Genomic DNA, 18955 nt, shown 5'->3' on the forward strand with positions numbered 1-18955 from the left:
GCTGAAACAGGTTTCGCCAAGCGTGATCATCTTACGCGCCGCGTACCGCCCTCGCGGCAGTTCGGCGCTTGTCTCCGCGGACCTCACCGATCCGCCTGCGACAGTTCCGCTTTCACCACCGCGAAGGCCGTTGACGAGCTGTAGCCGCGGCGGGCGAGCATGTCGACCAGGCGTCGTGTCGCCTTGGTTCGGTCCAGATCGGCGGGCATGGAACGGAGTTTGCGCCGAACCAGGTCGATCGCGGCCTGTTCGTCGCCGGGAGCCGGGCGCGAGGGGCGGGCGCTATCCGCTTCGTCCGTCTCACCGGCGGTTTCGTCGGCGTCCGAAAAACCAGCACCGCGCGACAGCGAACGGCGTGTCTGCCACGAGCCACCTGCCGCGTCGGCCGGCGGCGCCTGCTCCCCCTCGCCGGCAGCACGAGGGAGGCGGGGCGCGGTACGTTCGAACCCCGCTTCGTCCAACTCGGCGGTGACGACGGCGAAGGCGGTGGATTGGTCGTAGCCGCGGCGGGCCAGCATGCCGACGAGTCGGCGGACTGCCTTGTCGCGTTCTATCTCCCGGGGAAGGGTGCGTAGTTTTCGGCGGACCAGGTCGGCGGCGCGAGCGTTTTCGGCGTCGTCGGTGACCATCGACAACGCCTCTTCCGCGTCGCTCGGGGCGACGCCCTTCTCGCGCAATTCACGGTGGAGAGCCTTCTTGCCCCGGCCGGAGTAGGTGTGCCGTTCGTGGACCCACTGTTCAGCGAACGAGGCGTCGTTGATCAGGCCGATCTCGGTGAACCGCTCGAGAGCGGCCTCGGTCACCTCGATACGGAAGCCCTTCTCGCCGAGTCGTTTCTCCAATTCCGCGCGGCTGCGAGCACGTACCGAGAGCAATCGCAGACACACGTCCTTGGCCTGCTCCAAGGTCGCATCGGGACGGTCGCCCGGGGCGAGCCGGCGTGCGCCGGCCCGCCTGTCGGGCTCTCCCGGCTGGGATCCGGCCGCCACCGGATCCGCCTGCCGTCCGTCGTCACCACCGACGACGGTCGACAGGGAGACTTCGTCGCGCCGCGCGGACTTGCGTTCGCGTCGTGCGCCGCGGGGTCGTCGCCGACCCTCGCTCCCCCACTCTTCATGATCATCACCAACCCGCGCAGCGAAACGCGGTGGTTTGTCACCATCGGTGAATCCGGTCGGGTGCGCGCGCTGCGGATCGCCCGCACCCGACCGAATCCTCTCCGCGTCCGGGTCGGCTCGTGTGTCACGAGCCGACCGGACGAGTTCATCGGCCGTGCCCCTGCCGCGCCTTACCGCGGGCGGTATGACCGGCTCCGGCTCGACCTCGATACCGAGGCGAGCCAGCTGCCTGCGCATCTGTTCGACCGGGTCGGCCGAATCGCGGTGGCCGCCGGGGCTCGGCGTGGTCATCGGCTCAGAAGTCGGCGGGCGCGTCGGCCTCGGCGGTCAGGACGGCGCCGATGCCCAGCTTCTCCTTGATCTTCTTCTCGACCTCGTCGCGCACGTCGGTGTTCTCCAGCAGGAACTTGCGGGCGTTCTCCTTGCCCTGGCCCAGCTGGTCGCCCTCGTAGGTGTACCAGGAGCCGGACTTGCGGATGAAGCCGTGCTCGACACCCATGTCGATGAGCGAGCCCTCCTTGGAGATGCCCTGGCCGTAGAGGATGTCGAACTCGGCCTGCTTGAACGGCGGGGCGACCTTGTTCTTGACCACCTTCACGCGGGTGCGGTTGCCGACCGCGTCGCTGCCGTCCTTGAGGGTCTCGATGCGGCGCACGTCCAGGCGGACCGAGGCGTAGAACTTCAGCGCTTTACCACCGGTGGTGGTCTCCGGGGAGCCGAACATGACGCCGATCTTCTCGCGCAGCTGGTTGATGAAGATGGCGGTGGTGCCGGAGTTGCTGAGCGCACCGGTCATCTTGCGCAGCGCCTGGCTCATGAGGCGGGCCTGCAGGCCGACGTGGCTGTCGCCCATCTCGCCTTCGATTTCCGCGCGCGGCACCAGGGCGGCGACGGAGTCGATGACGAGGATGTCGATGGCGCCGGAGCGCACCAGCATGTCGGCGATCTCCAGGGCCTGCTCACCGGTATCGGGCTGGGAGACCAGCAGCGCGTCGGTGTCGACGCCCAGCTTGCGGGCGTAGTCGGGGTCGAGGGCGTGCTCGGCGTCGATGAAGGCGGCGACACCGCCCGCGGCCTGGGCGTTGGCGACGGCGTGCAGCGCGACGGTGGTCTTACCCGAGGATTCCGGGCCGTAGATCTCCACGACGCGACCGCGCGGCAACCCACCGATACCGAGCGCGACGTCGAGCGCGATGGAGCCGGTCGGGATGACCGCGATCGGCTGGCGGGTCTCTTCGCCCAGGCGCATGACCGCGCCCTTACCGAAGCTCTTCTCCACCTGCGCCAGTGCCAGTTCCAGCGCTTTGTCGCGATCGTAGGCCTGCGGTGCCATGATGTGTGCCCCTTCTCGAGGTGAGTGTCTCTCTGGTTGGCGCCCACAGTAGAGGCCGGCACCGACAAGTTCTGGCGCCCAGGTTAGTCGAACACCCATTCGAGTCAAGCGACGCGCCCGGCAACACGCGAAGCAGCCGCTCCGACCAGCAATCCGGGAGCGATACCGGTCGTCAGCGCTGCGGCAGCACCGAGTCGTCGCCCTCGGCGCGTGGCCCGAAGATCCGCCGCTGCGACTGTTCGATGCGCACGTCGTTGATGCTGGCCTCGCGCCGTGCCATCCGCCCGTCCGCCGCGAACTCCCACTGCTCGTTGCCGTAGCTGCGCCACCACTGCCCCGATTCGTCGTGCCATTCGTACTGGAAGCGCACGGCGATGCGGTTGTCGTGGAAAGCCCACAGATCCTTGCGCAGCGCGTAGCCGTTCTCGGCCGACCATTTACGGGTGAGGAAGTCGACGATCGCGGCATGGCCGGTGAAGAACTCGTCGCGGTTGCGCCAGACCGAATCCTCGGTGTACGCGGCGGCGACGCGTTCGGGATCCCTGGTGTTCCAGGCATTTTCGGCGGCGAGCACCTTCGCGCGCGCGGAGTCGAGATCAAAGGGTGGCAATGGCGGACGCATGGAAGACCTTTCGATGTGATCAGGGGTTGTTCGGGGAGAGCTCGGGCGGCCCCCAGCGCACAGCGAGCGCACCGGGCCGTTCGATCGCCTCCTCGACGGTGAAGTCGACAGCACACTGCGCGCCGGTAGTGAATGCCGCGCTGTCCCAGACTAATTCGGCGCGGCCGGTGAGCTGCAGCAGCGCGCCGGTCGACCAGTCGGCGACGAGCAACCCACAGCGCGGTTGCACGGCGAGGTTGCCCAGCGTCATGAACATCGAGTTGCCGCGATAGTCCGGCCAGCGCAACCGGGTCGGCGACAGCACCTGCAGAAAACCGGGATTGCCACCGCGGTGTGAGGCGTCGGCGTGCCCGTCGCTGTCGGCGGTGGCGACGAAGAAGGTGTCGGCGGCCCCCACCATCTCGACCGCGGTGGGCGTGAGCGCCGTGCCACGCCACACCGGGCCGGGCTCCCCGGCGGCGGACACCTCCCGAATCTGCCTGCGCGAGATGTACTTCGGGCAGTTCGCGTAGACCTGCTCGGTGGTGATCCGCAGTCCACCGTCGCGCACCACCGATGTGCCGTTGACGCGCATCCGCCTGCGGCGCTGCGGCTGCAGGGCGATCAGCCCGACGTCGACGTCACCCGCCATCGCCGCCGAGAGCGGATCCGACGTCTCGGGCAGCGTGTCGATGTCGATGGTCGCGTCATCGATCGCGTGCACGAACCCGGCGGGACCGGTGAGCGGGCTCGCCCACAGCCGCCCCGCCGGATCGGCGGCACCGAGCACCACCATCGGCTGCTCGGCCAGGAAGGACGCGGCGACCGCCGGAATCCCGGTTCGGATCGAACGGCCGACGCGAGCAGCCGCGTCGGCCTGCCCCAGGCGTTGCTGCACAGCCAGTTCTCCGGAGTGAAACATCCTCACCCTCCCTGTCTACGACGTGAATTGCCCGTGGGTCAGAAGAATCCGCACGTCGGGGCGGGTCCGGCCGGCGCGGGAGCGGTATCGGCGCCCAGCGGCGCGAACACCTCGAGGCGAATGCCATCGGGATCGGCGAAGAAGATGCCACCGGAGGACGCGCCCTCACCGTGGGCGACCACCCCGTCGTGAAAGAACTCGGCATCGACCGCGCGCAGCGCCGACTCGACGGCCCGCACTGTGTCGACGTCGTCGACCTGGAACGACAGGTGATGCAGGCCCGGCGTGCTGGTGGAGAACTCGCCGCTGCTCTGCTGCCACAGCGTGAGCACCAGCGCACCGCCCCGGCCGAGGAATGCCCAGCGCTGTTCGCCGTCGGCGCCGGTGCCGAGCTGTTCGAAGCCGAGGCCACGGCGGTAGAAGTCGACGGAACGGTCGAGGTCGGCGACGTTGAGTCCGATATGACCGGTGGTGAGCACAGGTGCGGCGACGGTGGTCATGGTTTCCTCCCGGAATGATTAACTGCCTATCGGTTGTTGAACAGTTAGAACATAGAATGAGCTCACCCACTTCGTCAACCCTTGAAATACTTTTAGACAGTTAGGAGGGGCGTGTTGATAACCTCGGGCATGCGCGATCCCCGTCCGCACACCGGCGAACCCCCTGCTCTCGACCTGCTCAACACCCGGTGGGCGGGCGCCGAACCCGGCGACCTGCTCGCCGATCTCGACGGGCTGCGCACCTGGCTGGAGCTCCTCGGGCTCGCCGACCGCGTACCCGCCGACAACCACGCCCTCACCGCGCTGCACACCGCGCGCGCAGCCGTGCACGACGCCGTCACTCGCGCCGATCACACCGCACTGAACAGGGTCCTCGACCACGGGCGAATCCGGCGCGAGCTCACCGACGAGGGGCCACAGGACATCCCCGAGGTCGACGACCCGGCGTGGCTACCCGGCTGGCTCGCCGCCGACAATCTGCTGCACCTGATCGCGCAGGCACCGCAGCGGATCCGCCAATGCGCGCATCCCGACTGCGTGTTGTTCTTCTACGACACGTCCAAGAACGGCACCCGCCGCTGGCATTCGATGGCGACCTGCGGCAACCGCACCAAGGCCGCGCGCCACTACGCCAAGACCAGCTGAGCAGCGCCTCGTCAGAACAGTTCGTCGAGCAGCCGGTAGTAGTCGAGCTTGACGCGGTCGGGTTCGGTCAGGCCGTAGGCGGTGTAGAAGGCCGCGACCGCCTCGGTGCCGAAGTCCCCGGCCAGGTCGCGCTCGGCCAGCGCCAGATCGCGATAGCGGTCGCCGGTGCCCAGCGTCGCGACATCGATGAGCAAGCCGCCGGTGAGCACATTGCCCGGCGTGAAATCGCCGTGCGTGACGACCAGATCTTCGGTGGCCGGGCGCCGCTCCCGCAGGCGCTCGAGTATCGCGACAGGTGAGAGGTCGCGATGATCGTCGTCGAAATCCGTGGGGTCGACGAAGCCCTCGACCACATGGCGGTGGGCGCGGGCGAGGCTGAGATCCAGACCACCCGCGAAGGGGCAACTCGGCACCGGGAGGTCGTGCAACGACCGCAGGGCGCGGCCCATCTGGGCACCGACTTCGGCCGGATCGGTCTGTCCGGCGAGCGATCCACCGGCATCCGCGAGAACGAGAACGTCCTCGGCGAACGCGACCACGTCCGGCACCGCGATCCCGTGGCCGAGCAACCACGTCAGCCGGGCGTGCTCGGCCACCGCCCGCGGACCACGCTTGATCCAGTACTCACCCGACCGCACCAGGTTCCCGTCACAGCCCTCGTGATCGTCGGACCACTCCGGCACCGGCCCGAGGAGCTCCTCGATCACCGGCGGCAGCGGCACGGCCAGCTCGTCGAGATGGTCGAGGGCCGCGCGGGTGGACTCGATGAGTTCGGAATCGCCGTCGGCCACCCGCAGCCGCATGGCCTCGTTGAGCAGCTCGCGCGCCTCCAGCGGACGGTGCTGTTCGGCCAGTGACTTGCCCAGGTGGTGGGCGGCGAAGGAGACGAGCTCGGGGTCGAGCGCGCGGCTGGCGTGCAGCGCCCGGCGGTAGAGGATCTCGGCGTGCCCCGGCTCGCCGTGATAGCGGTAGACATCGGCCAGGTTGATCCAGACGGTGATCCGGCGCCGCTCGGTGTCGGCCAGTTCGAGGGCCTGATCGAGCCGGTCGAGGGCCTCGTCGTAGCGCCCCAGCAGCATCAGCGCGATGCCGAGCCTGCGCAGGCCGGGAAAATCGTGCGGGTCGGCGAGGGCGACCCTGGCCGCGAGGGTTTCGGCGTCGACCGGGATCATCCGCAGCCGCTCGTCGAACCGATACGGTCGCGTGTCCGGGTTCTGCGCTGTCACGGCCATTTCCTGGTCACCACCGGTTCGGAGGTACGTCGAAGTCGGCACACAGCGCCCGCCAGACGTCGCGTGGGTCGACACCATTGTCGATCGCCACCGCCCCCGTGCGCCCCAGCTGGGGTATCACGTGATCGGTCAGCATGGCGTCGGCGCGCGCCACGCCGAACTCGGTGTGCATCAGCTCCTGGAATTCGGTCAATCGCACGTTGCCCAAGATACTCGCGCTGGACCAGAGCCGACAGGGCCCCGCTCAGCGCACCTCCGTCGCGACACCCAGGATCGTCCGAGCGCACCCTGCTCAGGGCCACTCTCCGACTCGTCTGAGCTAACGCCCAGAGACGCACGACGGACGGGATCCGGCGGCGAACTACCGCTTTCGCAGCGTCGTGACAGACCGGGACCAGGCCCTCGAACTCGGCTGGACCGGGGTCGAACTACCGCTTCGCGGCGTCGTGACAGATCTGGACCGGGTCTTCGACTTCCGCCAGACCGGCGGCGGCGTGCCGAGCCGCTTCGGCATAGGCGGGGTCGTCGAGTACCTGACGCACCGCGGCACCGACCGCCTCGGGTGTGAGCGGTCGCACGAGCACCGAACTGCCCTGTCGCACCGCCCGATTGGCGAGTTCCCACTGGTCACCGCCGCCGGGGACGGTCACCACCGGCACGCCCGCGGACAGGGATTTGGCGAGCAGGCCGTGTCCACCACCGCCGACGACGACCGCGGCGTGCGTGAGCAGTTCGTCCTGGCGGCCCAGGCCGGCGGTGGCCCAGTCGGGAAGATCGGCGGGCGGCGTATCGAGGGTCGAGATGGCCGCGCGCACACCGAGTCCGGCCAGGCCGGACAGGACGATATCGGCCATATCGGCGACGCCGGTGTGCGCGGTCGACGGCGCCACCATCACCAACGGCGCATCGCCGGGGGGCAGCGCAAGCACGGCATCGGTCGGTTCCCACAGCAGCGGCCCGACGACGTGGGTGTCGGCAGGCCAGTCCGGGCGGTCCATCTCCAGCGCGGGCAGGGTGGCGACCAGGCGCGCGGCGGGACCGGGGTCCTCGGCGGGCAGGCCGATGGTTTCGCGGGCCGCCGAACGCTGACGATGTCCGTTGCGGACCGCGCGCGCGGTCATCGTGCGCAGGACACCGTCGCGCATCCGGCCACGCATACCCTCCCCCGGCGCCAGGCCACTACCGATGGGCGGCAAGGCTTTCGACGGCAGGTAGAGCGGGTGCGGTGACAACTCGACCCACGGCAGGCCCAGCCGTTCGGCCGCCATCCCGCCGCCCGCGGTGAGGACGTCGGAGACGATCAGGTCGGGCAGCATCGCGCTGAGTTCGGGCAGGTTCTCGGTAGCGATGTGGGCGGCGCGCTCGTGGATCCGGGCCCCCGCGTCGGCGTCGTCGTCGGTGGGGCGCGGCGCGAGACCCTTGAGCTTGCGCACGCTGAGCCCCGCCGAGCGCGCCTGATCCAGCCATCTCGGCCCGGTGAACAACACGGGTTCGTCGCCCGCGGCCAGCAATCGCAGGCACAGCGCGATCGCGGGAAACGCATGCCCTGGATCGGGCCCGGCCACCACAGCTATTCGCATCCGCCCACCCTGCCATACCGCCAGACCCCGCCCACCTCGGACGACCGATCCACGATTTCTGCGCTACCTTGACCGCCGCGAGACCGATCCGTCCGAGCGACACCATCAGGAGCGAGCACGTGCGACACCCCGGAATCGACACCGTCGACGACCTGTTCGCGCTGCTCGAGCGGTGCGCCGGCGCCTGGGACACCGCAGACCGCACCGGCGACCCGGTCGACATCCTCGATCACGATCGCCAGTGCGCGCAGTTGCTCCGCCGCGACTTCCCCGATGACGAAGAACTCCAGGTCGCGGGCCTGCTGCACGACATCGGCCATGTACTTTTCCCCGGTGACGACGCGGGCCACGGCAGGCACGGCGCCGAGGCGGTGCGTACGCTGCTCGGCCCCCGGGTAGCGCGCCTGATCGAACTCCACGTGACCGCGAAACGCTTTCTGGTGGCAACGGATCCAGCACACGCGGCCGGGTTGTCGGCCTCGAGTCACCGCACGCTCGTCGCACAGGGCGGCCCGATGACGCCCACCGAGACCGATTCGTTCCGCGCGGACCCCGACTTCGCCGCGGCCCTGGCGCTGCGAAGGGCCGATGACGCGGGCAAGGTGGTCGGCCTACGGGTCGCCCCGCTTCAGGAGTGGCGGCCACTTGTCGAGCGCGTCGCGGCCCGACGGCTCTGATGGCGACGGCACCCAGTGCCCTTGCACCGCAGCATCATCGATGGATGGTTCGCTGATCAGCCGCCGAAGGTGAACAGCTCGAACCCGACGGCGTGTTCGGCGGGGAACCCTTCCTTGGGACCCGTGGCGAAGCTGACGATCTCGCGCACCTGCTCCTCCACCGGCACCGGGCTCAGCACCTGCAGATAACGCCGATGCGCCGACAACGACGCGCGCGCCTGCTCCAGCTGAGCGCTCACGTCGACAGCATGGGTGGCCACGGGACCGACCACGGCGGCCCACCGCGCCGACCACAATGGCAGATCAGCGATTTCGGGGAAGATCCACTCGTTGCTCGCGTCGGAGATCGCGTCCATCGCCGAGCGGCCGACGGCCCGGTGATCGGCACTGTTGACCACGCCGGGCGCCCAGGTGTCGCCGAAGTTGAACAGCACCACCATCTCCGGGCGATGTCTGCGCAGCGCGGCGGCGAGTTCCCTTCGCAGGGTGAGACCTTCCTCGATGCGGCCGTCGGAATGGTCGAGGAATTCGACAGTGTGCACGCCGACCTCACGGGCGCCCGAGATCTCCTCGATCTCCCGCAACGGCCCGGCCTGCGCGGGCGGCATCCCGGCGATCCCCGCCTCGCCGCGCGTGACGAGCAGGTAGCGAATGTCCTTGCCCTGCCCCGTCCATCGCGCGACCGCCGCCGCGGCGCCGTATTCGATGTCGTCGGGGTGCGCGACGATCACCAGTCCGCGCTGCCAGTCCTCGGGTACCTGTTCCACCACGCCATGCTAACCACAGACGACTAACTGATCGGGGTCTTGTCGCTCCCCGACACCGCCTTGTACAGCAGGTACACGCCGGTGCCGATCGCCCCGATCACCAGGATGGGCATCAGCGCTTCGATCAGCGCGCCGAGAATCCAGAACGCGATCACCGCGACCACGACGATGCCGATGACTTTCAAGACCATGACGACTCCTTCACCTCTGCGACCGCCGTCCAGCGATCCGACACCTCCGATCCTCCCACCCGGCGAGCAATAGATCACCAGGTCAGCACCGATATCCGGGTGTAGATCAGGGTTCACCCCGAGATCTCGGGCCCAGCGGTAGGACGTTTCGGATCACGGTGAATCCGGTGGCGTATCCGTCCCCTCGCGCGCCCGCCATCGGCCGGTTCCCGGGTGCGCAGGTGGCGTAGCACGCCGGACCTGTTCGCGGACACCTCGGCGTAATACCGCCGCTCTATAACATTTCTGACGCAGGAAAGGTGGGACAGCCCGTGACAACGGAAACCCTCGAAATACCCGCCCCGGGGATATCAACGGCGGAATCACCGCGGCGCCACGCACTCACCGTGATTTCCGTTCCCGTGGCTCGGACAATCACCGCGGGAATCGGCATTCTCGCCGTGGCGCTGATCTGGACCGCGATCGAAAGGTGGGGAATTTTCCCGGCGGTATTGTTTCCCGGCCTCGACGAGATCGCCTCGGCCGGCGCCGCGATGTGGCGCGACGGAACCCTGCGCGCGGATTCACTGGCCAGCCTCGACCGGGTGGTCCGGGGTTTCGCGGTGGGTGTGCTGGTCGCGATCCCGGTGGGCGCGCTCACCGCCACCACCAGGGTGGGCCGTCTGGTCGTGCAGCCGGTACTGCGATTGTTCGCGCCGGTGCCGACGGTCGCGCTGGTCCCCCTGGCCATTCTGTGGTTCGGGCTCGGCGAAGGCAGTAAACAGTTCGTGATCGCGCTCGGTGTGTTCGTCCCGGTATGGATCAATACCCATTCCGGACTTTCGGCGACACCCGCCGATTTCCTGAAAGTCGCGCGCTGCGCGGGCGCTTCCCGTTGGCGCACGCTGATTCGGGTGGTGCTCCCCGAGGCATTTCCCGATATCGTCACCGGATTGCGGGTCGGTACCGCCACCGCATTCGTGTTGATCGTGGTCGCGGAAATGGCGGGTACCACCGAGGGACTGGGCTATCGCATCGCCCAGGCGCAACTGTTCTCGCAAGTCGATCGCATGCTGTTCTGCCTGCTCGTACTGGGAGTTCTCGGGGTGCTGTGCGATCAGGTGGTGGCGCGGGCCGCGGCCCCGTTCATCGGCTGGGACAAGGAAGAACGATGAGCCTCACCCTGACCGCGAGCGGCGTCACCGTCGGATTCGCCCGCCGCGACACCCCCGTCCTCGACGATCTCTCGCTCACCGTCGCGGCCGGCTCGTGCACCGTGCTCGTCGGGCCGTCCGGCTGCGGCAAATCGACCCTGCTCGACTGCTTCGCCGGCCTGCGCCGACCCGACTCCGGTGTGGTCACCGAGAACGGGGTACCGATCACCGGACCGGCGCCACGACGCGGTGTCGTGTTCCAGCGTGACGTGCTGTTCCCCTGGAGCAGTGTGCGCGCCAACCTGGACTTCGTCCTCGGCGCCGCCGGTATGCCGCGGCGGGCACGGCCCCCACGGATCGCGGAACTGCTCGCCGCGGTGCACCTGCCCGCCGACGTCGCCACCCGCCGACCGCACGAACTGTCGGGCGGTATGCGCCAGCGAGTCGGTGTCGCCCGGATGCTCGCCGGTGACCCGGAGGTGATGCTGATGGACGAACCCTTCGCCGCACTGGACGCCCAAACCCGGTTGCACATGCAGGATCTGGTGACCGAGCTATGGGCGAATTCGGGCCGCACGGTGCTGTTCGTGACGCACGACGTGGACGAGGCGATCCGGTTGGCCGACCATTTCGTCATCCTCGGCGCGGGCTCCATCCGGGCCCGGTTCGACAACCCGCTGCCCCGTCCGCGTCCCGCCGATCGACTCGCCGAGTTGCCGGGATACAGCGCACTCCGTCGCCGTCTGCACGCCGAATTGTGGGTCGAAGCAGACGATCTCCTGTCGCACTGAACCACTTCTGTTCGTACCGAACCACTCTCGGAGGTCACTCATGTCCGGATCACTGCGCAGAGCCTGCGCCGCCCTGCTCGTCGCCGCCACCACCGCCCTGTCACTGGCCGGGTGCGCGGGTGATGCCAGCACCGGAACCGACACGCTCACCGTCGGTTTCGTCGTCGACCCGTCGTGGGCGCAGATCCCGGTCGCTCAGCAGGGCGGCATCTTCACCCGGCACGGGGTCACCGTGCGAGTGGTGAACTTCTCGACCGGTGTGCAGGCCCTGCAGGCATTGCAGGGCGGACAGGTCGACATCACCACCGCCGCCGATGTCCCGACCGCCAGCGCGCTGGCCAAGTCCGGCGATCTGCGGGTGGTGGCCGACGGGTCACGCTGGATGGGGTCGCGGATCGTCGCCCGGCGCGGCATCGAGAGCCTGAACCAGTTGGCGGGCAAGAAGATCGGCACGCCGCTGGGCACCAGTGCCGCCTATTTCGCGGCGAAGGCGCTGGCAGGCGCCGGAGTCGAGGCCGAACTGGTCCAGGTGGCGCCCGCGACGATCACCACCGCGATCAGCAAGGGCGATGTGGACGCCGTCTCGATCTTCCAGCCCTACCAGACCCAGGCCATCGAAGTGCTCGGCGGCGACGCGGTGGAGCTGGACGTGACCGCCGACCCGTACCGCCAGCACAGCCTGTACCTGGCGCAGGCGGGCGTCGCCCAGCAGAAGGCCGCGACGTTCCGCAAGTTCTTCGACGCCATCGCCGAGGCGGGCACCGCGCTCGCCGAGCACGACGCGGCCGCCGTCGCGGCGGTCGCCGACGCGACGAAACTCGCGTCCGCCCTGGTCGAGAAGGTGTTGCGCGAGTTCGATTTCACGCTGCAACTGCGCCCCGAGCTGGCAGGCAATCTCGATGCGCTCGCCCTGTGGGCCCGCTCGAAGAACTATCTCGATCCGGCAGTTCCCACTGCCGACTACCCGCGCCTGCTCGACGCGAGCGCCCTGCCACAGTCATGAGCACCCCCACGCTGTTCACTCTCGGCGGGACCATCAGCATGCGACTGGTCGACGGTCTCGCCGTCCCCACCCTCGATGCCGTCGGCGTCGCGCGACTCCTCGGCGGCGATCCTGTCCTCGACGCCGTAGAGGTGGCTCGGGTCGGCGGCTCCGAAGTCGACTTCGATCACCTGCGTGACCTGCACGCCGCCATGACGGCCGCGCAGCACCGTGGCAGCACCGGGCTGATCGTCACCACCGGCACCGATTCCATCGAGGAGGTGGCCGCCTGGCTCACCTACACCGGGCCGTGGACCGTGCCCGTGGTGGTGACCGGCTCGATGGAACCCGGCGGCGAGCCCGGTTCCGATGCCGTCGCGAATCTGCGGGCCGCCCTCGCTGCCGTCGACACACCGGTGTCGAGCGAACCGGTGGTCGCGTTCGCCGGGGCGATCTGGCTCGGACGCGGCGTCCAGAAGGTGGCAGGCATCGGCCTCGACGCGTTCGCCACCCCTGGCCGACCAGCCCTCGGTCAGGTGAAAGGCCCCGCCGCGCGGTCGGCGTCGGCCACGAAGGAGGGTGCCGTCGTCACGGCCGAGCACCCGGCGCCCGCGCCGGCGACGGTGCTGGGGCCGCCAGGCGCTCGCATCGCCCGGGTCCCGCTGGTCGGGGCGGCGCTGGGCGCCGACGACCTCGCGCTCCGGGCGGTCGCGGTGGACGCCGACGCGGTGGTGATCGCGGGCAACGGGGCTGGGAATCTGCCGCCCGCACTCGCCTGCACAGCGATCGAACTGGCCGCCGCGGGCACCCTCGTCGTGGTCGCCACCCGTGCCGCCGACAGCCGCACCGCCGCGGTCTACGGCTATCGCGGCGGCGGTGGACGACTCGTCGAGGCGGGCATCGTGCTCGCCGATCACATCACCCCGCACCAGGTGCGGGTCTTCCTCACCGTCGCCGTGTCCCGCGGACTGACCGCGAACGCGGTGCGGTCCACCCTCATCCACCATCTGGAGTCGCTGACGTGACCATCGTGCACACCCCCCGCCTGGCCGCCCTGAGCCTTACCGAACTCGTCGAACTGCTGGTCCCCGCCGGACAGCCCTGGTGCGAGAACAGTCTCGACGGGCCTGCCCGACCACCCGAGGAGACCAGGGCCGCGCAGGAGATCGCGCCGCTGCTCACCGAACTGGGCTTCGAGACCCGGCTCGTGGGACGAACCCCGACGCGCGCCAATCTGCTCGCCACCAAGGCATTCGGACCGGGGCCCACCCTGCTGCTCAACGATCACCTCGACACCTACCCCTCCGGTCCGCCGAGCCGGTGGACCAGGTGCGACAACCCCTTCCGCGCGGTGGTCGCGGACGGCCGGGTGTACGCGCGCGGTACCTCCGACACCCGGGGCAACCTCGCCACCTTGCTCAGCGCGGTCGCCCGGGTCTGCGCCGAACCGCCCGAGACGGGCACCCTGGTGGTGGCGCTGACCGTCGACGAGGAACGCAACGGCGTCGAAGGCGCGTTGTACCTGCTCGAGCAACACGGGCTGCGCGCGGACGCGAGCATCACCGTGGAGCCCACCGCTTGGACCGACGAGTCGGGGACCGGCGTCGCGATCGCCACCCAGCACACCGGGCACGCGCTGATCGACATCGAGGTGCGCGGCCGCTCCAGCCACATCTGGCGACCCGATACCGGAATCAACGCCGCCCACGCCCTGCTCACGGTGCTCGGCGGCCTGAGCGCACTCCCCGAGGGCTGGGGACACAGTGTGGTCGGGCTCGACGCGGGCGAGGCCGGAATGGCGCAGTTCACCCCTCTCACCGCGTCGGCCCGGATCGCCGTCGTCGGGCTCGGGCCCGAGGTGAACCGCGCCGAGCTGCTGCAACGGATCGCCGACATCGCCCGCGACCACCCGACGGCGGGCACCGATGTCCACGTCACCTACGCGCCGGGACCGACCTTCGTCCCCGGCACCGAGCCCCTCGATGTCGACGAACCGATCGTCGCCGCGCTCAGGGCCGGCTATCACGACGCAGGCGGTGGACCAGCCCGCACCTACACCAAACCCGCCTACTGTGACACCATCCGATTCCGGCACGCGGGCATCCCCGCGGTGACCTTCGGACCGGGCGACGACGGCTGGGCGGTCTACGACGAGAGCATCGGCATCACCACGATGGAGTTCGCCGCCGAAGCGCTCGCCGCCGCCGTCGGCCGGTATCTGCGGCGGCCGGGATGACGCTGGTTATGCTCGGCGCGTGACACACCGGCCCGACCCGATCCGCGCGCACCCCGGGCGGCGATCGCGTTCGGATCGGGCCAGGCAGGTCGCCGACGTGCTGCGTCAGCAGATCGCCCAGGGTGCCGTCGCGGCCAAACTGCCCGCCGAGGCCGTCCTGCAGCGCGAATTCAGTGTGTCGCGCAACAGCATTCGCGAGGCGCTGGAGATCCTGCGGCGCGAAGGACTGGTCGACCGGTTGCCCGGCGTCGGCACGGTGGTGCGGCGGCCCAAGCTCGAACACACCATCGCCGCCACCCGGGGTCTGGCCGCCTCGCTGCGCGGGCACGGGACCGTCGTCAACCAGGTCCGCACCGCCGGTCAGGTGCGTCCGCCGACCGCGGTCGCGACCGCGCTGGGACTCGAGCCGGGCGCGCACGTCTGCTACATCGAACGCCTGCGACGGGTCGACGGGGAACCGATCTCCCTGGATCTGACCTACCTGCCACTCGACATCGGCACCGCGCTCCTGCAGGCCGATCTGGAAACCGAAGACCTCTTCGCACTGATCGAGCGCGCGGCCGACGACCGCCTCACCACAGTCTCGATCAACCTCGACGCGGTCAACGCCGACGAACACTGCGCGGCGCTTCTCGGCGTGACGCCGGGCAGCGCGCTTCTCGTTCTGCAGCGCACGACACGACTCAGCGACGGTTCGCCTGCCTGCCTGGAATTCGTCCGGATGCGCGGTGACCGGATCACCCTGCGCATGTCCGCGCCCGCGACCTGACGGCGAACGTCACATCCGAAGGCCCCATGGTGCCGGGCCCGCCTCGTCTCGCGGTAGAGCCGACCGGCAGCGTGTCGAGTGCCGGGCTACCGTGATCGGCATGGACTACTTGGCGTTGCTCTGTGCGAAGCTCACCGCCTTCGGTGAGCTCATCACCCCCGACACCGATCTGGCCGCGCCGGTGCCGTCCTGCGGCGACTGGGTGTTCTACGACCTCGTCGACCATGTCGGGCGCGGCAATCTGTGGGTGGTCACCGCGGTGGCCGAGCTGCGCGGCGATTTCGAGGGCGAGCCCGCGCCGAGAGATCCCGCCGCCCTGCGCGAGTGGTACGAGTCGACCGCCGACGCCATGGTGACCTCGCTGTCCGCGGACGAGAACCAGGAGGCCTGGACCTTCACCCGGTCCATGCCACGCACCGTCGGTTTCTGGCGGCGGCGCCGCGCCCACGAGACGCTCATGCACCTGTGGGACGGTCAGAACGCGCTCGGCAAGGCCGACCCGTTCGATGCCGATCTCGCTGTCGACGGCATCGATGAGGTCTTCGAACTGTTCGCGCCGCGGATGATCCACCGCGGCCTGGCGGTCGAACCCGAGGTGGCGCTGCGGCTGCGGGCCACCGATACCGGCGGCACCTGGACCTACGGTCCGGGCGAGTCGGTAGCCGAGCTGGCGGGTACCGCGTCGGACCTGCTCCTGGCCCTGTGGGGACGCAAATCCGGCGACGACCCGGAGTTCACCTGGGACGGCGACCGCGCGGCGGGCGAGCGAGTACTCGCCGGACCGCTCGTTCCGTAGGCAAACGACTGACGGCGAACCGGACAAGCGCCCATAATCGGGGCTCACCGCGCGTAGGAGGACTTGTCATGGAACCCATCGTCACGACCACGAGCGGCGCGATCCGCGGCCACACCGAGGCCGGGATCACCCGTTTTCTCGGGGTGCCGTACGCGGCGGCGCCGGTCGGGCCGAAACGTTTCCAGCTGCCCGAGGCCGCGCCCGCCTGGGACGGCGTGCGAGACGCGACCGAAATGGGCGCCACCTGCGCACAGACGCCGTATCCCGCGCCGATCCACGCCCTCATCGGCAGTGACGGTATCCCTGGCGACGAGTACCTCAACGCGAACGTGTGGACGCCCGACTCCGCCGCTTCGGGTCTACCGGTGCTGGTGTGGATTCACGGTGGCGCGTTCGTCCGCGGGTCCAACGCGCGGGCAATCTACGATGGCTCGGCGTTCGCGCGCGACGGCGTGGTGATGGTGGGGATCAACTACCGGCTCGGGGTGTCGGGCTTCGCCGAGATCGAGGGCGCACCGTCCAATCGCGGTCTGCACGACCAGATCTTCGCCTTGCGCTGGGTGCGCGAGAACATCGCCGCCTTCGGTGGCGACCCCGACAATGTGACGATCTTCGGTGAGTCCGCCGGCGCGATGAGTGTGGCGGCGCTGATCGCCGCACCGCAGACGGCCGGGCTGTTCCGCCGGGCGATCATGCAGAGCGGCAACGGTGCGGTCGCCGCCGATCCCGAGGACGCGCGCAAGGTGTCGGCCGCGCTGGCCGCCGAGCTCGGAATCTCGCCTACCGCGCAGGATTTCGGGAAACTGGGTCCGGACGAGTTGCGCACCGCGCAGAACGCCGTCGCGCTGGCCGTGATGACCGACCCCGATCCGCAGCGGTGGGGCGACTCGGTGATCCAGCTGGGCGGCGGCATCATGAGCCTGTTCCCGGTGATCGACGACGACATCGTCGCGGGCCCGCCGACGGAGGTGCTGCGCGCCCATCCGGATCGCGCGGTCCCCCTCATCGCGGGCACCACCGCCGACGAGTTCCGCTTCTTCACCGTCCCGGCGGGGCTCGCCGCCGCCATCACCACCGACACCCTGCCCTTCGTCCTCACCCGCTACGGCATCGATCCCGCTGTCGCCCAGGTCTATTCGACAGAGCGCCCGGATGCCACCCCCGCCGAGATCTTCAACGCCGTCCTCACCGACATGAGCTTCCGCTCCGGCACCTACGATTTCGCCGAAGCCTGCGCCGCCACCGTCCCCACCCATGTGTACGAATTCGCGTGGCCCACCGGACTTCCCGGCCTCGGCGCCTGCCACGTCCTGGAGGTCCCGTTCGTCTTCGACACCATCGACGACGCCCATACCCTGACCGGACCCACCCCACCTCAGGCGCTGGCCGACGAAATCCACGCCGCCTGGGTCGCTTTCGCCACCGACGGCACCACCGGCTGGGCCCCGTTCACGACCGACGAGAAGAACGTCCGGATCTTCGACAACCCCGAGTCCGCCACCGTCACCGATCCCCGCGCCACCGAACTCGCTGCCCTGCGCAAGGCCATCGCCCCAGCCTGACCCTTCGGTCGGCACGCCGCGTCCCGAACCGGCGTGCCGACCGGAAGTCGCGGTGGCCCGAGAGGGCTAGCGGACGGAATCCGTTCCGCCGGCGAACAAGTCGGGGCCCTGGTCGGCCATCTCGGTGAGCGCTTGGGCCCAGCCGTCGAGGCGGTCGGCGGCTTCACGAAGATCGGCGACGATGCCGTTGAACTGGTACGCCAGGACCGAGTCCTCGGGAACCGCGAGGATGCGGGCCGCGGCGGCGACGAGCTGTTCGTACTCGACCACACCGGTCTCCAGGCGCGTGAGTACGCCGGCGACAGTAGTTTTCAGCGCCGCGACGGTGTCGGGGTTGGCGCGGCCGACGGTGTCGGCGGCCTGTTCCATGGCGACGACGTCGGTGGCGAGCGCGTGCAGGGCGGCCGCGCCGGAGCGGGCCGTCTCGAGCAGGTCGCGCAGTTCGTCTTCGGGGAGGCGGCGGGTGCGCGCGATCTGGGCACCGAGGTCGTAGAGCGCCCGTTCGGCACGGATCAGGCGCTGGATAGGGGCGCGCGCGGCCGATCGCAGGCCGGGCGACTTGCGGGCGACGAAAGCCGCCTGAGGTAAGGGCTTGTTGCGCAACTCCAGGTAGCGGCGGGCGCTGAGAGCGGTACCGGTGACGAAGGCTATGGCGCCACCACCGATCACCACGACCGCCCAGGCGGGCGCCGAGATCACGGCAAGACCGACCGCGCCGACCGTGGTGATACCGGAGGCGGTGCCGAGCTGAAAACTGCGCCTGCGGACCCGTCGCCGACGGCGCAGCTCCCGTTCACGCGGGTCGGCCCAACGCCGCACCGCGACCAGTGCCTGCTCACCGACCCCCCGCAGCGTCGCGGGCATCGAGCCCGCCACCGCGACCTGCGCGATCGCCGCCGGATCCACGATCTCGGCACGCGCGCGCCGCCTGTTGCCGTTCATCCCCTCATCCTTCCGCTGCTCGAGCACCCGCTGCTGCCGCAGGTACCGACGCCGGCCTTCCCAACCCCGTACGACCCGACCTCGAGGAGGGTCCGCCGCGAAGCGGCGGTTCGCGGCCGTCCCGTCGATCAGGTGCCGTTGCGTAGGCGACGAAGGAGCAAGCAACGGTGCCTGATCG

Annotated in this window: 21 protein-coding genes and 1 pseudogene; 10 read left to right on the forward strand and 12 right to left on the reverse strand. The window is 69.6% G+C overall.

The features are described from left to right. Positions 1-83: 83 nt before the first annotated feature. The 6 genes and pseudogenes from ACWDXS_RS19570 to ACWDXS_RS19595 form a co-directional block, all read right to left on the reverse strand. Complete coding sequence (locus tag ACWDXS_RS19570; protein ID WP_449967514.1) at positions 84-461, reverse strand: hypothetical protein; 378 nt, start codon at positions 459-461, stop codon at positions 84-86. After that, positions 459-905, reverse strand: a pseudogene (locus tag ACWDXS_RS19575) (regulatory protein RecX); the annotation flags it as partial. The gene ACWDXS_RS19570 and the pseudogene ACWDXS_RS19575, both read right to left, overlap by 3 nt. Before the next feature lie 508 nt (positions 906-1413). Next, positions 1414-2451 (reverse strand): recombinase RecA, encoded by a 1038-nt coding sequence (gene recA / locus ACWDXS_RS19580; protein ID WP_067460620.1) that lies wholly within the window; start codon positions 2449-2451, stop codon positions 1414-1416. 172 nt (positions 2452-2623) lie between these two features. Further along, the gene (locus ACWDXS_RS19585) at positions 2624-3073 is read right to left on the reverse strand and encodes a nuclear transport factor 2 family protein (RefSeq protein WP_378988526.1); all 450 of its coding nucleotides are present in this window, start codon (positions 3071-3073) and stop codon (positions 2624-2626) included. Between the two features lie 19 nt (positions 3074-3092). Further along, positions 3093-3974 (reverse strand): pyridoxamine 5'-phosphate oxidase family protein, encoded by an 882-nt coding sequence (locus ACWDXS_RS19590; protein ID WP_378988523.1) that lies wholly within the window; start codon positions 3972-3974, stop codon positions 3093-3095. A 38-nt stretch (positions 3975-4012) separates the two neighbouring features. Further along, the gene (locus ACWDXS_RS19595) at positions 4013-4474 is read right to left on the reverse strand and encodes a VOC family protein (RefSeq protein WP_387442396.1); all 462 of its coding nucleotides are present in this window, start codon (positions 4472-4474) and stop codon (positions 4013-4015) included. Between the two features lie 129 nt (positions 4475-4603). Here ACWDXS_RS19595 and ACWDXS_RS19600 point away from each other — a divergent pair, with 129 nt between their 5' ends. Next, positions 4604-5119: a CGNR zinc finger domain-containing protein gene (locus tag ACWDXS_RS19600; protein WP_449967436.1), complete on the forward strand. Its 516-nt coding sequence runs from the start codon at positions 4604-4606 to the stop codon at positions 5117-5119. An 11-nt stretch (positions 5120-5130) separates the two neighbouring features. On the opposite strand, the gene ACWDXS_RS19605 is transcribed toward ACWDXS_RS19600, so the two are convergent. From ACWDXS_RS19605 to ACWDXS_RS19615, 3 genes are all read right to left on the reverse strand, one after another. After that, positions 5131-6351: a phosphotransferase gene (locus ACWDXS_RS19605; RefSeq protein WP_449967439.1), complete on the reverse strand. Its 1221-nt coding sequence runs from the start codon at positions 6349-6351 to the stop codon at positions 5131-5133. 7 nt (positions 6352-6358) lie between these two features. Further along, a complete protein-coding gene (locus ACWDXS_RS19610) occupies positions 6359-6550 on the reverse strand; it encodes a DUF3046 domain-containing protein (RefSeq protein WP_062988054.1) in 192 nt (63 codons plus the stop codon). Between the two features lie 229 nt (positions 6551-6779). Then, the gene (locus ACWDXS_RS19615; protein ID WP_378988515.1) at positions 6780-7931 is read right to left on the reverse strand and encodes a glycosyltransferase; all 1152 of its coding nucleotides are present in this window, start codon (positions 7929-7931) and stop codon (positions 6780-6782) included. Between the two features lie 119 nt (positions 7932-8050). Between ACWDXS_RS19615 and ACWDXS_RS19620 the strand changes: the two genes are divergently transcribed. Then, the gene (locus ACWDXS_RS19620) at positions 8051-8608 is read left to right on the forward strand and encodes an HD domain-containing protein (RefSeq protein ID WP_387442390.1); all 558 of its coding nucleotides are present in this window, start codon (positions 8051-8053) and stop codon (positions 8606-8608) included. Positions 8609-8664: 56 nt separating this feature from the next. Here the strand turns inward: ACWDXS_RS19620 and ACWDXS_RS19625 are convergent, their stop codons facing one another. Further along, positions 8665-9375, reverse strand: coding sequence for a PIG-L deacetylase family protein (locus ACWDXS_RS19625; RefSeq protein WP_449967445.1), 711 nt, complete (start codon positions 9373-9375; stop codon positions 8665-8667). A 23-nt stretch (positions 9376-9398) separates the two neighbouring features. Then, positions 9399-9566 carry a hypothetical protein gene (locus tag ACWDXS_RS19630; RefSeq protein ID WP_358072878.1) on the reverse strand — a complete coding sequence of 56 codons (168 nt, stop codon included), beginning with the start codon at positions 9564-9566 and terminating at the stop codon, positions 9399-9401. Positions 9567-9967: 401 nt separating this feature from the next. On the opposite strand from ACWDXS_RS19630, the gene ACWDXS_RS19635 reads away from it, so the two are divergent. From ACWDXS_RS19635 to ACWDXS_RS19670, 8 genes are all read left to right on the forward strand, one after another. Continuing rightward, positions 9968-10720 carry an ABC transporter permease gene (locus ACWDXS_RS19635; RefSeq protein WP_387442387.1) on the forward strand — a complete coding sequence of 251 codons (753 nt, stop codon included), beginning with the start codon at positions 9968-9970 and terminating at the stop codon, positions 10718-10720. Next, complete coding sequence (locus tag ACWDXS_RS19640; protein WP_449967450.1) at positions 10717-11490, forward strand: ABC transporter ATP-binding protein; 774 nt, start codon at positions 10717-10719, stop codon at positions 11488-11490. The genes ACWDXS_RS19635 and ACWDXS_RS19640 overlap by 4 nt, the downstream gene beginning before the upstream one ends. Positions 11491-11530: 40 nt before the next feature. Beyond that, positions 11531-12493 carry an ABC transporter substrate-binding protein gene (locus ACWDXS_RS19645; protein WP_449967453.1) on the forward strand — a complete coding sequence of 321 codons (963 nt, stop codon included), beginning with the start codon at positions 11531-11533 and terminating at the stop codon, positions 12491-12493. Beyond that, positions 12490-13497 carry an asparaginase gene (locus ACWDXS_RS19650; RefSeq protein WP_449967456.1) on the forward strand — a complete coding sequence of 336 codons (1008 nt, stop codon included), beginning with the start codon at positions 12490-12492 and terminating at the stop codon, positions 13495-13497. Before ACWDXS_RS19645 ends, ACWDXS_RS19650 begins: the two co-directional genes overlap by 4 nt. After that, positions 13494-14708, forward strand: coding sequence for a M20 family metallopeptidase (locus tag ACWDXS_RS19655; protein ID WP_449967459.1), 1215 nt, complete (start codon positions 13494-13496; stop codon positions 14706-14708). Before ACWDXS_RS19650 ends, ACWDXS_RS19655 begins: the two co-directional genes overlap by 4 nt. 19 nt (positions 14709-14727) lie before the next feature. Beyond that, complete coding sequence (locus ACWDXS_RS19660) at positions 14728-15477, forward strand: GntR family transcriptional regulator (RefSeq protein WP_449967462.1); 750 nt, start codon at positions 14728-14730, stop codon at positions 15475-15477. Positions 15478-15577: 100 nt separating this feature from the next. Next, positions 15578-16273: a maleylpyruvate isomerase family mycothiol-dependent enzyme gene (locus ACWDXS_RS19665; protein ID WP_449967465.1), complete on the forward strand. Its 696-nt coding sequence runs from the start codon at positions 15578-15580 to the stop codon at positions 16271-16273. 68 nt (positions 16274-16341) lie between these two features. Then, positions 16342-17835 (forward strand): carboxylesterase/lipase family protein, encoded by a 1494-nt coding sequence (locus tag ACWDXS_RS19670; RefSeq protein ID WP_449967468.1) that lies wholly within the window; start codon positions 16342-16344, stop codon positions 17833-17835. 66 nt (positions 17836-17901) lie between these two features. Here the strand turns inward: ACWDXS_RS19670 and pspM are convergent, their stop codons facing one another. Next, positions 17902-18777, reverse strand: a complete 876-nt coding sequence (gene pspM, locus ACWDXS_RS19675) for a phage shock envelope stress response protein PspM (protein WP_387442373.1) — start codon at positions 18775-18777, stop codon at positions 17902-17904. Between the last annotated feature and the right edge of the window lie 178 nt (positions 18778-18955).

Source organism: Nocardia sp. NPDC003183 (assembly GCF_053590715.1).